The organism is Leptolyngbya sp. GGD (genome assembly GCF_026735145.1).
Taxonomy (GTDB): domain Bacteria; phylum Cyanobacteriota; class Cyanobacteriia; order Leptolyngbyales; family Leptolyngbyaceae; genus Leptolyngbya; species Leptolyngbya boryana.
In genome coordinates, this window is sequence record NZ_JAPQKE010000004.1 from 87444 (window position 1) to 104015 (window position 16572).

At 47.8% G+C, this 16572-nt stretch carries 11 protein-coding genes; 4 read left to right on the forward strand and 7 right to left on the reverse strand.

The annotated features are described in order from the left end of the window. The first annotated feature begins 62 nt into the window (after positions 1–62). Positions 63–1841 (forward strand): iron uptake porin, encoded by a 1779-nt coding sequence (locus tag OU814_RS19555; protein WP_268241849.1) that lies wholly within the window; start codon positions 63–65, stop codon positions 1839–1841. Positions 1842–1936: 95 nt separating this feature from the next. Here the strand turns inward: OU814_RS19555 and OU814_RS19560 are convergent, their stop codons facing one another. Further along, complete coding sequence (locus OU814_RS19560; protein WP_268241850.1) at positions 1937–3067, reverse strand: methanobactin export MATE transporter MbnM; 1131 nt, start codon at positions 3065–3067, stop codon at positions 1937–1939. Beyond that, entirely contained in the window at positions 3064–3969 is a 906-nt protein-coding gene (locus OU814_RS19565) for an MbnP family copper-binding protein (RefSeq protein WP_268241851.1), read from the reverse strand. The genes OU814_RS19560 and OU814_RS19565 overlap by 4 nt, the downstream gene beginning before the upstream one ends. Before the next feature lie 187 nt (positions 3970–4156). On the opposite strand from OU814_RS19565, the gene OU814_RS19570 reads away from it, so the two are divergent. The 3 genes from OU814_RS19570 to OU814_RS19580 all read left to right on the forward strand — a co-directional run bounded on the left by OU814_RS19570 (position 4157) and on the right by OU814_RS19580 (position 8882). Further along, positions 4157–6946, forward strand: coding sequence for an eIF2A-related protein (locus OU814_RS19570; RefSeq protein ID WP_268241852.1), 2790 nt, complete (start codon positions 4157–4159; stop codon positions 6944–6946). A gap of 94 nt (positions 6947–7040) precedes the next feature. Further along, positions 7041–7967, forward strand: a complete 927-nt coding sequence (locus tag OU814_RS19575; protein ID WP_026148475.1) for an NAD-dependent epimerase/dehydratase family protein — start codon at positions 7041–7043, stop codon at positions 7965–7967. 81 nt (positions 7968–8048) lie between these two features. Then, positions 8049–8882, forward strand: a complete 834-nt coding sequence (locus OU814_RS19580; RefSeq protein ID WP_051077776.1) for a Ycf66 family protein — start codon at positions 8049–8051, stop codon at positions 8880–8882. A gap of 75 nt (positions 8883–8957) precedes the next feature. Here OU814_RS19580 and OU814_RS19585 read toward each other — a convergent pair whose 3' ends face one another. From OU814_RS19585 to OU814_RS19605, 5 genes are all read right to left on the reverse strand, one after another. Next, entirely contained in the window at positions 8958–9725 is a 768-nt protein-coding gene (locus OU814_RS19585) for a hypothetical protein (protein ID WP_148668931.1), read from the reverse strand. 103 nt (positions 9726–9828) lie between these two features. After that, positions 9829–11514: an ArnT family glycosyltransferase gene (locus OU814_RS19590; RefSeq protein WP_268241853.1), complete on the reverse strand. Its 1686-nt coding sequence runs from the start codon at positions 11512–11514 to the stop codon at positions 9829–9831. A 65-nt stretch (positions 11515–11579) separates the two neighbouring features. Continuing rightward, on the reverse strand, positions 11580–12041 hold the full coding sequence (locus OU814_RS19595) for an MgtC/SapB family protein (protein WP_017286905.1): 462 nt from the start codon (positions 12039–12041) through the stop codon (positions 11580–11582). Continuing rightward, positions 12042–14594, reverse strand: coding sequence for a U32 family peptidase (locus OU814_RS19600; protein ID WP_268241854.1), 2553 nt, complete (start codon positions 14592–14594; stop codon positions 12042–12044). A gap of 79 nt (positions 14595–14673) precedes the next feature. After that, on the reverse strand, positions 14674–16572 hold the full coding sequence (locus OU814_RS19605) for a hypothetical protein (RefSeq protein WP_268241855.1): 1899 nt from the start codon (positions 16570–16572) through the stop codon (positions 14674–14676).

Here is a 16572-nt window from a genome sequence, read left to right on the forward strand (position 1 = left end):
TTAGGTCAGTAATAAGTCTGTATACCGGATACGATCCGGGTGGTGGTGGAGTGAATAAATCTATGAATAAGCGGCTTCTGTTAGCCCCGGCTGCTGCATGGATAGCGAGCCTTGGGTTCGCTTCGAGTGTGAGTGCAGAATCAGCGATCGAGCAAAAACCAGCAGCGGATGGAATGCAGCGCTTTGCTCCTCTTTCCCAGCTTGAGACTTCTGAATCGAAGTTTGTGCCTGCAAGCGTGAGTCAGGTTACTTCTGTTTCGCAACTTTCAGACGTGAGACCGACCGATTGGGCGTTTCAAGCTCTGCAATCCTTGGTTGAGCGATATGGATGCATTGCAGGCTATCCTGACCGAACCTATCGCGGCAATCGGGCGTTGACGCGATACGAGTTTGCCGCCGGGTTAAATGCGTGTCTCGATCGAGTGAATGAACTGATTGCGGCTGCAACTGCTGATTTAGTCAAGAAAGAAGATTTAGCAACACTACAGAAACTGCAAGAAGAATTTGCTGCAGAACTTGCAACGTTACGAGGTCGAGTCGATGCTTTAGAAGCAAAAGTAACGACGCTCGAAAAACAACAATTCTCAACCACGACAAAGCTTACCGGGAATGTCTGGTTTAATCTCACGGGCGCTTTTCCCAGTGGAGATATCACCGCAGAACGAAATCCCGCAGGCGGGGGAAATAGTGCTTTTGCGCCGCCTGTGCGAGGAGCGGGTGGAGTGCCTTCGCGGGTTCAGCGCCGCAATGTAAATCCGACATTTAGCTACTATACGTTCTTAAACTTAACCACTTCGTTTACAGGGCGAGATCAGTTAGTCACTCAGCTTGTTTCTGGAAACGGCAACTCCCCAGCCAATCAGTTAGTATCTTCGGGCTTTTTTAACTCTTGGGGAACTCCTTTCTTGGATCAAACCGGATTGCCTCCGAATTCAGGACTAGCAATTCGTGAGTTGTTTTACTCGTTTCCGCTCAATGATGCAGTTCGAGTTGTTGTTGGTCCGAGAGTCAACTTCTATCGCCACTTTGATCAAAATCGGTTTACCTTTTACTTGACAGGGACAAGTAGCTTTAACTCGAATGGAAGTACGTTGTCCAATGCAGTCGATCGTGGTTCGGGAGCGGTTGTTGCTTGGAACATTAATAAACAACTACGCCTCACAGCAGCTTATTTAGCTGAGAATACAGAGTTTCTCAACTCTGCTGCGGGGTTCAATACTTCGAGCAATCCGGCTAGAGGACTATTCAAGGGCACAAATACGCTCAGTGCTGAATTAGCTTATGCTCCGAGTCCTAGCTTTAATTTCCGGTTTTTGTATACACGATCGAATCTTGACCCGACGAATGGCTTTGCAGGAGGTTCAGCAGGTGAACCGTTGCCTTACGGTTTTGCAGATGATGGATTTGGGGGGCGAGTCCGAGAGTCAACTTCGGATGCGTTTATTGCAAACTTTGATTGGTTGATTACGCCGAGATTTGGAATTTTTGGGCGGTATTCTTATGGACGTACCAACATCAATCCGGTGAATCCTGTGCGCGCGGGTGGTGATGTGAAGGTGCAATCTTTCCAAGCGGGATTGGGTTTCCCGGATTTGGGTAAGAAAGGGGCGTTAGGCGTGATTTCGTTTGTGATGCCACATGACTACATTGATGGTCGGGAATTTTTACTGTCAGGTGGAGGTGATGGGGGAACGCAGTACGATTTAGAAGTGTCTTACTACTATCCGTTGACGCGAAATATTGCGATCGTGCCTTCGTTCTATGCGATTTTTAACGCGAACAATTTCGAGAGTAATCCGACCGTGTTTGTAGGAAATGTTCGCACCCAGTTTAGTTTCTAGAAGTAACGATTGACTCGAAGCGTTAAAGATATTCTGCTGCTCTCTTAACAGGATCGTTGAGAGAGCAGCAGAATAAAGTCTTTTATTTGCAATCCTCAGGAATTTGGATTGCTAAACGCTGGATTTTGGATGAACGATTCATCAGTCAAGCTTTGCAGAAAAGCGAGGAGATCTTGCTTTTCTCGATCGCTCAATTGAAACCCTTTGACAAATGAACTTTTGAAAGGATTCTCGCTGCCGATCCCGGCAAATGCGCCTGCGTGAATCGTTCGTCCGCCTGCTTCGTAATGTTCAATCACTTTTTCGAGAGATGCGATCGAGCCATCGTGCATATAAGGCGCAGTCAAAGCAATATTGCGGAGGCTCGGAGCCTTGAATCGACCCATATCAGAGGGTTTGAGTGTGATTTCCTGAATTCCAGTGTTATTGCTTGGATAAGCGCCTTTTCCATCTAGGTTGTAAAGCCCAGTATTGTGAAACGCAATCTCATGAAAAGCTAAACGCGAATGTTTTACAGAATCCGAGAAATTGATTCCCCCGTGACAGTGAAAACATTCGAGCCGTTCACTTTCAAATAAGGCTGCACCCCGTTTTGCTGCATCTGAAATGGCGCGATCGTTGCCTCCATATCGATACTGATCGTAAGGCGAATTGAATGATACTAACGTGCGCTCGAAAGCTGCGATCGCTTTTGCCAAATTTTTAATGCTGACCTCTCCATCAAAAGCAGCTTTGAACAATTTGGAATACTTCGGATCGTTCTGCAACATTGCCAGGATTTCTTGCTCTTTGCCGACCATGCCCATCTCGATCGGATGCTCTCCAAACAAGGGCACGAGCAATTGATCTTCTAAATTGATCAAGTTGGGATTTGCCCAAGTGAGTACCGAATTGTAGGCAACATTGGTTAAGCTCATCGCATTGCGAGGATGAGAATCCCCTGTTGCTCCGATCGAGACAGATTTCTTCTCGGTGAATGCTCTCGATTGTTCATGACAAGTTGCACAAGAAAACTCACCTGTAATCGACAAGCGTTTTTCATAAAACAAATGTCGTCCTAGCTCAACCTTGGCATTGCTCATGGGATTATCTGCCGGGACGATAGGCGTGGGTGTCCAATCCGGCAGATTCCATTGATAGCGCTCGATTGCAAGAGCCGAACTCAATCCCACAGACAAGCAGAATGAGAGAACTGCCAGAACGATTAACGGGAGAAAGCGCTTCATTGTTTCGGAGCAACACGAAAGAAGGTTTGACGGGCAGGTTGTCCGTTCCAAGGTAAACCGAAGTTTCTCATCACTCCAGCACAATCGCCGTCTTTTGGATCAGACATGCAGCCGAGTGGTGTTTCAGGCTGATTTTTTGCAAGATTTGTATTGGCAACGAGCGCCGTGATGTCGGCAGCAATTGCATCTTGTTCTGGATTGAAATTATTCAAAGTAATCGTTGAAGTATTGGGATTTTTGCAGCTTTCTGGTTTTTGCGCTCCACCCATACAGCCAGTACTTCCCAAGTGAATGATAAATCCAGCCCGATCGCGATGATGGGCAGGCGTTTTACCTGGAGCATCATGCTTGGAATGTGCTGACATCGCAGGCGTGAAGTCAATTCGAGCGAATTTGTAGCCTGCTCGCCAATTCCACCAGAGCGAAGTCAGATTCAGCGGAGAAGGCGCGATCGCAGCATCATTGTGATTGAGCTTAAACGGCACCCCTAAAGTAAATTTCACGCCTTTGTAAGTCCCCTTCGGAACTGTGCCAACAATGCGATCGTTGGTGTCGATCGTGCCATTAGAACACATGCCAGATTTGTTTTCAAAATCGATCAATGCCACATTCTGATACTGCCATTTCTGATCTTGTGTGAGGGTAACGGGCACTGTGCGACCCTGAGCATCAATCAATGCGGCTTCCGAGACATAGAACCGAAAATCAGTTGGGTTAACAGAAATCGCAGGTGTCCCAAGCGAGTAAGCGGCATCGCATCGAAAAACTTGCTGCCCCGCCATGCCGCGAAACTGAATCGTAATCGGCTGCGTTTCCTGCGCCGCTACACGTTGAGCCATCAAACAAGACGCGATCGAAAGTCCAAACAGAGAAACACCAATCTTCATAAACTGCACGTTCACAGGTCGTTCCAACTCTAAAACAGGCGTAGCTTGGATTCAAAAGACGGCTTGTAGTACTCTGTCGTTTTCCCACTCCCCACTCCCTACTACACTCGATCGCTGACCTAAAAATGCTTCGAGCATCTCCGTAAAACGCGAGTAGAATTTAGTATCTTTTTTACCCACGCAGAGACCCGCTTTTGCTGCCATGACTGACGTTTTTATCTCCTATTCTCGGAAAGATAAGCTTTTTGTGGAGCGACTGCACAATGCGCTGAAAGACCAAGGACGCGAAACTTGGGTGGATTGGCAGGATATTCCCCTTACCGCAGATTGGTGGCAGGAGATTGAGCGTGGAATTGAAGGGACTGCGACCTTTGTGTTTATCTTGAGTCCAGATTCGATCGCGTCAGAAGTCTGCACTCGTGAAATCAATCATGCGGTCAAACATAACAAGCGACTTGTGCCGATTGTGTATCGCGAAGGCTTTGGGCACACTCATCCGGCACTCGCAAGACATAACTGGCTGTTTTTTCGAGAATTGGATGACTTCGATCGTGGGTTTCAGCAGTTAACAACTGCGATCGAGACGGATTTAGAGTACGTGAAATCGCATACTCGCTTGGAAGTTAGAGCGATCGAGTGGGAGCAACATCAGCGCAACGAGAGCTATTTGTTACGAGGAGCAGATTTAGAAGCCGCAGAAACTGCATTGCTGCGCGGGACAGGAAAGCACCCGCAACCGACCGAACGACAGGGACAGTATGTGAATGCAAGCCGTGAGGCAGAGCGCAAGCAACGGCGCAAAGAAGCGAGACGGCAACAAGCATTTTTGACTGGGGTCGGAACATTCGCGTTACTAGCCTTAGGATCTGCGGGGGTTGCCTTTCAACAGCGACAAGAAGCGATCGAGCGAAAAGTCAATGCAGAGTTAAATGCTCAAAGCCTCAGCGCGTTAAATCTGTTCTCATCTCATCTGGAGATTGAGGCTTTACTCGCAGGGCTGAAGGCAGGACAACAGATCAAACAATCAAACCTTCAGATCGACAATACAGCAATGCAGGTTGCGACAACGCTGCACCAGTTAATTTACGGGGTGAAGGAACGCACTCGACTGGAAGGACATAGCCTTGCTGTCAATAGTGTGAGTTTTAGTCCCGATGGCAACACGATCGCGACTGGCAGTGGAGACAATACAGTCAAACTCTGGAGCAAAGATGGTCAATTACTCAAGACCCTTGAAGGACATACTGGCTTTGTCCATAGTGTGAGTTTTAGTCCCGATGGTCAAACGATCGCGACTGCAAGTTGGGATAACACAGCTAAACTCTGGAATTTGAATGGACAATTACTCAAAACGTTTGAAGGGCACGAATCTTATGTCAACAGTGTGAGTTTCAGCCCGGATGGTACGACGATCGCAACAGGCGGTTTTGACAATACAATCAAGCTCTGGAGCAGAGATGGGCAATTACTCAAAACGCTCAAGGGTCATAGCAACCCTGTCTTCAGTGTGAGTTTTAGTCCTGATGGTCAAACAATTGCGACAGGCAGCAATGATAAAACAGTGAAACTGTGGAGTAAAGATGGACAACTCCTTAAAACACTCAAAGGTCATAGTGGTACTGTACATAGTATAAGTTTTAGCCCTGACGGTAAAATTCTTGCCACAGGCAGTAGTGACAATACGGTTAAGCTGTGGAGCCTTGAAGGTCGAGTCCTGAGAACGCTCAATGGGCTGGGTCGGGGAATCTCTAGTGTGAGCTTTAGCCCCGATGGCAAGATGATTGCTGGCGCGAGTGAGAATGCTGCTCAATTGTGGAGCATTGAGGGGCAAGAACTGGGTGTATTCAATGGACATAAAGAGTATGTGCTGAGTCTCAGCTTTAGTCCTGATAGCAAAACGATCGCGACAAGCAGTAATGATGGTACAGCAAGAGTATGGAGCATTGAAGGTCAAGGGCTGAAAACTCTCAAAGGGCATGATGACCGCTTACATAGTGTGAGTTTTAGTCCCGATGGTCAGACGATCGCAACGAGTAGTCAGGACAACACAGTCAAGCTATGGAATAGAAACGGGCAAGTTCTCAGAACCCTCAAAGGACATATTTCCGGTGTCGTGTTTATCAGGTTTAGTCCGGACGGTAAAACGATCGCGACAGCTAGCTATGACGATACAGTCAAACTCTGGAATCGAGAAGGGCAAGAACTTAAAACCTTGAAGGGGCATGATTATACTGTGACCAGTGTGAGCTTCAGTCCAGATGGTCAAACGATCGCGACAGGCAGTGACGATAAGACCGTAAAGTTGTGGAATTTAGATGGGCAAGTTCTCAAAACCTTTAAGGGACACGATGAGTCTGTAAAAAGTGTGAGCTTCAGTTCCAACGGTAAAATGCTTGCCACAGGTAGCTATGACAAGACTGTAAAGTTGTGGAATTTGGATGGGCAAGTTCTCAAAACCTTCAAAGGTCATGACTGGTCTGTAGAAAGTGTGAGCTTTAGTCCTGATAGCAAACTGCTTGTGACAAGTAGTGGTGACAAGACAGCAAGATTATGGAATTTGGACGGGCAACTTCTTAGAACTTTCAAAGGGCATAGTGGTTCTGTGAACAGTGTGAGCTTTAGTCCTGATGGCAAGACGATCGCGACGGGGAGTGAAGACAAGACGATCCGATTGTGGAATCTAGACGGACAAATGCTGAGTACCTTGAAAGGGCAGAACAGCCCGATCAAGAGTATCAGTTTCAGTCCAAATCCGAGTCATCTTCTGCTTGCTTCTGCGGGTGAAGATGGAGCAGCTATTCTCTGGAATTTCGACTTAGATGACTTGCAACAGCAAGGGTGTCAGTGGCTCGATGGTTATCTTAAATACAATCCAAATGGCAAGCAATACCAAGACCTGTGCAGGGATGTTGTTCCGAAGTCTATCAGTGATGATCCGAATCTTTGGGGAAAACCCCTCGCTTTTCTGACAAAGCTATTCCAGCGATCGTAATCGAACAGCACAGCAGCGAATGCAGAAATTCCCCATTCCCCCACTCCCCCAATCGCCCTAAGATAAAACTTGTTGTAAATTAGGCGCGATCGCGATGCGAATTCTAATTATGGGTGGGACTCGGTTTATCGGAGTCTATCTCACCCAGCTTTTGGTGCAGCAAGGGCATGATGTGACTCTGTTCAATCGAGGCAATAAGCCCGCTCCAGTCGAAGGCGTAAAGCAAGTGACGGGCGATCGCACGAATGCAGATGATTTGAAACAGTTGGCAAGCCTCGATTTTGATGCCGTGTTTGACAATAATGGGCGGGAACTCAGTGATACTCAGCCTTTAGCCGAACTGTTTAAAGGGCGGATTCAACATTTTGTCTATATGAGTTCGGCGGGAGTCTATCTCAAATCCGATCAAATGCCCCATGTCGAAGGCGATGCCGTCGATCCGAAGAGTCGGCATAAAGGCAAACATGACACCGAATCTTATTTGGCGGATGCTGGAATTCCGTTCACGTCGATTCGTCCGACTTACATCTATGGGCCGCAAAATTATAACGATTTGGAAGCGTGGTTCTTCGATCGCATTGTGCGCGATCGTCCCGTTCCGATTCCTGGACATGGACAACATTTCACCCAATTTGGACATGTGAAAGATTTGGCGGCGGCAATGGCGAAGGTGCTAGGGAATCAAACCGCGATCGGACAAATCTATAACGTGTCAGGTACACGAGAAGTCACTTTTGATGGATTGGCGCGAGCTTGTGCAACAGCGGTTGGCAAAGATCCAGGCAGTCTTAAAATCGTGCATTACGATCCAAAATCGTTTGACTTTGGCAAGAAAAAAGCCTTTCCGATGCGGACGCAACATTTCTTTGCAGATGTGCACAAGGCGATCACCGAACTCAATTGGACACCGGAGTTTGATCTGATTTCAGGGCTGAAAGACTCTTTCCAGAACGACTACTTAAAGACTGGACGCGATCGCAAAGAGATTGATTTCTCACTCGATGATCAAATTCTCGCTTAGTGCAGTTCTGTTAACCCTACCTGTGTACTCTGGCGCTTCAGAGTACATTTAATGTAGTTTTTCCGAGTTGAGGGCAGCAAAATGCTGACATTTCTTTTAGCGTTATTCGTTGCATTGGGTAGCTTCGGGCTTTACATGTCCGCGTTTTTTTACCCAGAAATTTATCGTAAAGGCGATCTAACTCTGGCAGGAGTGGGATTGTTTTACGCATTGGTGCTTTGGATTTGTGCCGATCGTATTACCGGGGGGGTGTTGTTAGGACAGATGGCAAGTGTGACGCTGATTGGGTGGTTTGGCTATCAATCGCTGACTTCTCGATTGGGCTACACGCCTTCGACTGCTGAATTGCAAGCAAAATTTACAGAAGCACTCAACTCGGAAAAGACGGCGAAAGCAGTCGAGCAAGGAAAACAACTGTTCTCAACGGTGAAAGATCGCGCGCAATCCTTGTTGAATCGAGGAGAGCAAACGACGACCACAGCCGAACCCTATCAGCCTTTGACCCGCGAGGATTTTGGGAATCCCAATCCTGAAGTGGGTAAGCCGGATGTGATGGGAACGATCGGGGCAGTAGGCGGCGCGGTCGCTGGTTTATTTAAGAAGCCTGAGAAAAATAAAGAAGTCTACGTTCGCAAAGAGTTTCGCGAAGAATCGACAACTCCTGCAACTCCGGTTGAATCAACTCCTCCTGCAACTCCGGTTGAATCAGCAATTCCTGCAACTCCGACTGAAGTTGTGACGGATGAAGATGATGATTTCGGATTTGAGGAAGACACGATCGCTGAAACACCAACGGTGATTTCTCCTGTAGAAGTGGCTGGCGTTTCTGATTCGGCAGTTACAGCCGATGAGGTGATCGAAGAAGAAGTGGCGTATGAAGCCACGGAGCATGAGAAACAAGAGCCAGAGTCGTAGATCAGTTTTGAGAAGCTGAGAAAATGAGGTTCTCTCCGGTACCAGGAGAAGAACCTCATTTTTTAAGCGAAAGAATTACAATCCAGCGAACACACTGAAGCGATCAGCGATCGCTCGAATATTGGCTGCCAACTGTTCTTTCGTAATGCTTTGAGTCGCGCGAGCAGTAATATTGCGGCTAAAGCCACCCCCAGTGAAGAAGTCTCCGATCGATTGAGTCACCGTGCCGACGAGATTGGAACCGCGCACATCGAGATTGGTCGATCGAGCATTGAACGTATCAACTCGAATTGGACTACTAGAGTTATCCAAACTCAGCGTTAGGTCTAGCTCTAAATCGAAAAACACACGATACGACGGATCAGGTAATGCAAACACATTCGCAGAAGCGTTGACATTATTCCGAGGAGCAACGAGACGTACACTAATTTGATTCGCTCCTGGACCAGCTTTCACCTCTTTGACCGCGAGATCTCGCAGATTGACTGAGACATTTTTCAGGTGAATGGTTTTGATGATTTTGCCAACGCGTTTTCCATCCAGCTCATCTTTGATTTGCTGCGCCAGTACGCCTTTGCCAAATTCGCTCCAAGCTGTATCGATCGTTTGTTGGATTTGACCGGATCGAGCTAAAACTTGTTGCACGATGGGAGAAGGCGGAACTGGGGCAGGAACGGGTTTGGGCTTGGGTCTGGGTCTCGGTTCACCAGTGCATAAAGGGGCATCTGGGGTTTTATCGCAATCAATCACAGCCAGTGCAGGACTAGCAATTCCTGCGAGTGTAATCAATCCGAGGCTGGCGATCGTGCTAATTGAACGAGAGGGAACACAGAATCGAGTCATCATGAATCTCCTTGAGATCAACTTGCCAAATCAATTGCGGGTTGCGATTCATTTGGTCTTGGTTCTTCTCACGATTCAGCGGATCGAATTATGCAAAGATGCACTACCTGCGTGCGGATCGAGGGAGCATTTTTTTCGGTTTTTTCCTTGCCGTTACGGTGGTTTTGACCGCAGGATTTCGGCTCACCAGTACCCAATTCTCGGTCGTTCCCAACCACTGCATCTGTTTCTGCGGCAACTTCTTCAGGGCTTCCATGTCCAGTAACAAATGCGGATGAGCATCTTCTTTCCAGCGTTTGAGTAACCCTTCAGGAGTTTCAGGGACGATCGTTCTCTGACTATAAAAATTCAAAGACGGACGGAAATAAGAATATGACGTATAGATGGTTTGCCCCTTCGGAGTTGCTCTCTGAATCATCACGCCTACGGGTTTTGCTGGAAACGTTTCTTGTAATTCCCATACCCAATGATTTGACATCATCAGCGCGAGCAGCGTCAGATACGTTCCCCAAATCAACACCACAATAAATTGAATATCCTGCCGTGCAACTAAAATCGAGGCTACGGTCAGCGTCAACGCTAAAGTCGAGAATACAAGCTGCACATCCGGCTGCGCTCTCATGCCGTAATAAATTGTGCCTGCCCAAGCCACGATCGATAAAACCAAAAACACTGCCATCCAAATCCGGGCTTTGGGAATCGGGCGCGGATCGGAAAACATTGCGGGTTGCCAGAATTCCTGAATCTGTGCGCCAATCATCAGCGCAAATGCAGGATAGAGCGGCATCGCATACCAAGGCAGCTTTGTCTGCATCACCGAAATCACAACGAAATACACGCCGCTCCAAACCAGTGCCAGTTTTGCCCAACTGAGATTGCGATTTTCCCAAGCGTGCCGCAATCCAACGGGTAGAAATAACACCCACGGAACGCCATGTTTCAGAACTTCCAAAGCGTAATAGAAGACTGTGCCGCGATTATCTTCTACGGGGTCTGACACTCGTTTCAAAGACTGGTTCCAGAAATGGATGCCTAGAAATTCATTGCCATAGCGAACGATCTGCGCACCATTCCACAGCACAACCGGGATGCACCCTAATCCAAATCCACTCCACAAATACGCTGATGTCAGCAATCGAGGCGTATCCCACGCGAGAAACGCGATCGCGATCGCCACTAATAAAATTCCTAAAATTCCTTTCGTTAAACAAATGCAGCTAAAGGCAAGCCCAATGCCCAATCCCCAACGCAAGTCTCTGCGCGATCGTAAAACACACAAAATCATTGCCAAGAAAAAGCAGAGAATGGCTCCATCAAGCATTGCCAAGCGTCCCTGCCGCACGACTGGCAGTGAGGTGAGATACACCAAAGCCGCAAAAATTGCGGGACTGCGTTGGAAAAAGATTTCGCGCCCGATTCCGTAGAGTAAGGGTACAGAAGTTGCGGTTAACAAGGCTCCTGGAAGGCGAGATGTCCATTCATTCACGCCCCAAATTCGATAAAACAGCGCCACCATCCAATGCACTAGCGGTGGTTTATTCCAATAGGGTGCGCCATTGGGGTCAAGCGGAAAGAGCCAAGCCAGCGTATCAAATGGGGCTTTAGAAATTTCGCGGGCGATCTGCGCGACAATTCCTTCATCCCAATCGCGTAAGGGCAGTCCGCCTAAATTGATTGTGAATAACAAGAGCGCGGCTGCCCAAAGCCCGATCGACCAAGCCGGATCAATCCAAGCTTGGTATTTTGTCGCAATCCCTGATTTTTGACCGGAGGAGATCTCATGATCCATGTTGGAAATATTGAATTGTTAGGCTAAATGTCACTGAGTCGATGCAATGTATCATTTATTCTGCATCATTCTTCTTCATCTAGGTCATTTCGGCGGGAAACGATCGCGCGTTGTTCAACTTGTTTGACCCCAATTAAGATTAGCAGAGTCAATACCGTACCTAAGAGCGTCAATAGCCAAAGTCCTGCTCCTGAAGTGATTCCCAACGCGGCTGTGACCCAAATCGAGGCAGCAGACGTTAACCCTTTGACTTTAGGATTGCGTTGATCAGGGCGCGATTGATGCAAAATTTCCCCTGCGCCCAAAAATCCGACTCCAGTTGCAATCCCTTGAATTGCCCTGCTTAACTCCTCTCCCGAACCATTGATTTCGATCGGGACAAGCACAAACAACGCCGCTCCCAAACTGACGAGCATATGCGTTCTCAGTCCACCTGCCTTATGTCGTTGTTCTCGATCCCACCCGATCATGCCTCCTGCAAGTATGGCAAGGGCTAATCGGATCACTAAATTGTCCCAGTTGTGCATCTAAGTCAAAGTTCCGCGCGTGACACCGAGTTGATTTTGGAGTTTGAGATCGCGCCAGAGTTGAGCACCTGTGATTTCGTGATTGAGCAGTTGGCGATAGAGTGCGATCGTTTGCGTAATCTGCTGGCACGATTCGTTCAGAAATTCTACTCTAAATCGTTGTGCGCCACTGTGAACGAGGTGATGCAGAAATTCTGCTCCGGTTTGTGCGGTTCCGTTGAATACAGTATTTCGACAGCCTGCATCTGCTTGAAGAATGTGTTCAATGCCGGGATGTTTTCCTCCACTCATGCCAGAAGCAAGGCGAAGTTTCACTTCATGCTGCTCACAAGGTCGTCCGCAATTGGTGAAATCAGTTCCAGTCGAGAGAAATGCACAGAAAACGCAGTGCTCCATATGAAACATCGGCATGTGCTGGTGAATGGTAATCTCTAACCAATTTGAAGGGCAGCTTTTCAGCAGTGTGATCAGTTGTTGGACGTTGAGATCGTAGGACGCGGTGAGATGTTCTAAGCCAAATTGTTTGAAGTAATTTGCGGTGATGGCGTTGGCGATGTTGAGAGAAAAATCGCCAATTTTGCGATCGTGTTCAAAGAATTTCAAATGATCATAGTTTCGGATCAAATATCCATCGGCGTTGGATTTGCGAACTTGTTCTAAGATCCATTGTTCACTGGGTTTGGTAATGCGAGGGGGAGCGACCCAAATTTCTGCATCTGAGCGTTGGCGGGTGAGTTCAACGGCTTGGCGATAAGCGCGCGGGTCTTCAAATTCGCAGTAGATGGTTTGAATTCCGAGTTTGAGAACGGTTTCGAGTTGCTGGAGATTGCGAACTAGGATGGTGAGTTCTGGCTGCGTTTGGAGGGGTTTCTGCCCCCTAAATCCCCCACTCGTGGGAGACTTTGAATCGGAAGTCTTCGGCTCGAAGTCCGCCGGAATTGAGAATTCAGGGGATTTCTCAGATTCGTTATCGATGCGAGGCAATAATTCTGAATGCGATCGCGCTTCGTCTAACTGCCATTGTTTTGGCTGCATTCTGAGATTTTCTAAGCGATCGACGATTTCCCGCCGCATTCGATTTAATTCGCTCACGGGGATCATGGCTGCATCTGTGAGATGGTTCTCGAATTTGCCTAAACAGAAAGGGGTGTTGCCTAATCTGCCAAATTGTTCTTGCAGTCGTTCTGTGGTTAATGGCTTGGAATGCGCTTCGATTAGGGGCATTTCGGATTCAATGCGGGTAATGTGCCCGCTCGTATCTCTGGCGATCGCAATTAATTCTTTGCCAATTTCGCCATGAATTTCGATGTCGATCGGGCGCTGGAATTTTGGCTGATCTCCTGCATAGGTTTGGCGAATTTGACGATCGAGTTCTGGGTCGCTGGTTTTCCAAACGCGATCGCCAATATCAATTCGTCTCAAATTCAACTGATCTCTGCCGAAGGTCAGCACTGTTTGATTGCGATGTTGCTCGACGGCATAAATTCTGCCGCCTTCTTCTTTGGCTTCGGGATGTCCGCTGTCGAATACAACGCCATCACCGGGTTTGACGGGGGCTTTGGTCGCGATCGTAATTTGCTCGTGCTGAATCTGGGTGACTTCGCCGAGATAAACGCCTCGTTTTTTCCCAAATCTGGCATGGACTAATTCTTGATTGTTAATGCCCTCAAACCATCCGGTATGCAATCCGCGCGAAAATGCCATTTCCAAGTTGTATCGTTCAGCATTCACATCAGTGATCGCTTGATCGAGCGCATTACGATAGACTCGCGTAACGTTTGCCACGTATTCAGGAGATTTCAGTCGTCCTTCAATTTTGAGGCAAGTGACTCCTGATTTTACTAATTCTGGTAGAACAGCTAAGCCTGACAAATCTTGTGGACTGAGTAAGTATCGTCGATCGCCCAAATTCACAGCTTCGCCATCAGAGATTAATTCGTAAGGCATTCGGCAGGCTTGAGCACATTCGCCTCGGTTTGCGGATCGACCGCCCAATGCTTCACTTGTCAAACATTGCCCTGAATAAGCAACGCACAACGCTCCATGCACAAATACTTCCAGCGGCAAAGTAATGTTACTTTCCGTGAGTTGCTTTTGAATTTTATTGATTTCTTTGATCGAACATTCGCGCGCTAGAACGACTAACTGGCAGCCTAATTCTTTTGCAAACTCGACTCCTGCTGCACTGGTCACGGTCATTTGTGTCGAGCCATGAATCGGAAAATCCGGTGACAAATGGCGAATGAGACGACAAATTCCGATGTCCTGAACAATTACAGCATCGACTCCGGCAGCAATAATCGATCTCAAATATTGTTCTGCCTCGACTAATTCATTTTGAAAGATTAACGTGTTCAAGGTGACGTATCCTTTCACGCCGCGCCAATGCAGAAACTCCATTAGCTCTGGCAAATCGGATTCTGTAAAATTCTCTGCCCGCATCCGAGCATTAAACCGCTCCAGTCCAAAGTAGATTGCATCTGCGCCATTCTCGATCGCTGCTTTGGCACAGTCCCAATTTCCCGCAGGTGAAAGAAGTTCTGGAGTGTTCATGGTTAGTCGATCGTCATTCGATAGAGAGGCTTTTCAATCCTAAGATGTTCTTACAAAGATTGGCTGAGAATTTCGCTCTTTATTCTCGATCGACAAGATGGTGCAGAACGGACAGGGTGAGAATGGATTGGCTGAGAGATTGAAGGTTCTGATGGGGTGCGGTTAATTGAGAGGTAATCGGGTCGATCGTCGCCGTCAGTGTTTGAAATCCTAACTTGTGGCTGATCTCATTGATCTCTCGCCAAGTTTGTAAGGTCTGAGAATTGGAGTGCTCGATTCCGATAAGGAGAAGATCCGCGATCGCATTTAACACGCTCTCTAAATAAGTCTCAATCGGATCAAGCTCGATCGAAGTTGAATTTGCAACCAATACGCTTTCTGAGGCATGTTCAGCGATCCAGGGTTGCAAAAAGGAATCCTCGAACACAAGTCCAATGGGCGAAATTGTCAGTTGATGACCGGAACGAATGTGACCGGAGACAAAGCGAAGACGCTCTTGGGTGAGTTGGGTCAGCAGTGCTTCTGTGCCCGCTTGAGCACGATCGTGATACGGAAAATTCAACCGAATCGTGTTTTGTTGAGAATCCCAGAGCATTGCAGTCACAGCTTGTTCGATTGAGGAAAATTCAACCGAGGTTACTTTGTCGATCGCTAGCACATACAAATTCTCAGTGAGATGACGAGGGCGGAGATCAGCAGGAGGGAGAAGTTGTAAATGGGCAGAAAGTTCAGAAAAGTCTTCGACGAGCAGCGGGGAGCGGAGTTGGCTCCATTGGAAGGATTGAGGATTGAGAGAGAGCGGAGAACGTCCGGGAATAAGACGGAAGTCGGGAGAACGTTTAGCAGATTGAATAAGCAGTTGTCCTGAGCCAAGTTCAGTGAACGTGTGCTGTTTGAGAACAGGTTTTTGAGCGAGATCGGAGAAGGGATCGGGAGCATCGAACTCGGTTGAAAATGCCGTCAGCATTCCAGTATTGGCATCTTGAAAGTAGCTGGTGAGTGTGGTGCTGTTTTGTTTGAGTTGGACACCACAGCCTAGACCGATGAGGCGGGCAGTTCCGATGGCGGTTGTGCGATCGCGCTGTGTACCAGCGATGAAGAGACGAGGAACTTTGCCTGTGTTAGAGCGCAGAGCATCGCTACGGATACAAAGTTCAGCGATTAAAGCAATGACTTCGTGAGGAGAAAAGCGAGCATCTCGGTTTTGATAGCGATCGCATTGTTCCAAGAGTTCGACGAGAATCTCAGCAAACCAGATCAAATTAGATTGACGACAGTGTTGTTCACAGCGTTGAAGTTTACTCAGTAGGCTTGCAGTGAGATTGTTCAGTCCTCGCTGGAGTAGGGTTTCGAGGGCTGATTCGATGTCGTCGAGTAGCTGAGTTGGGGATGTCAAATTCGTTTCGGTAGAAATAATCGCACTCGTTTGATCCTGCAATTGGCGGAATGCCCAAATTGCGAGAGGCACATGCTGACAAGGAGAAGGCTCGGAACAGTCGCAGTGGGTATATCGGAGATCATGAGGAACGAGAAAGCGGAGGGTGTGACCAAGAGAGTGCAGATATGCGATCGGCTTTGTACTCGATCGCACTTCGATGACTTGATCGGTTTCAAATTGTTGTTTGAGCTGATCGAGTTGCGAAGGTGTGAAATGGTTGGCAAGTTCTGCGTCTGAGATGTCGCCTGGATTCCAGGGTTCAGGAGTAAAAGAGTTGGATTGTTGGTAGGCGAGAATTGAGCGGATGAGGTGGCGGCAGATTGTGTTTGCGGAACAGTTACAGTGTCGATCGCTGACAGGTTCTCCATTCGGAAAGGTACATTCAACTGAATCTGACCATTTCAGACGCACGAAGTCATCGTCCTCAGTGATCTCAACCGTGAATTGTTCGAGTTCTCGTTTAGCGCGATTGACAATGCCGCGATTGGTTAGGAGGGTCAGATCATCTGTGGTTAATGCAAGTAAATCTGTCCGAGACAT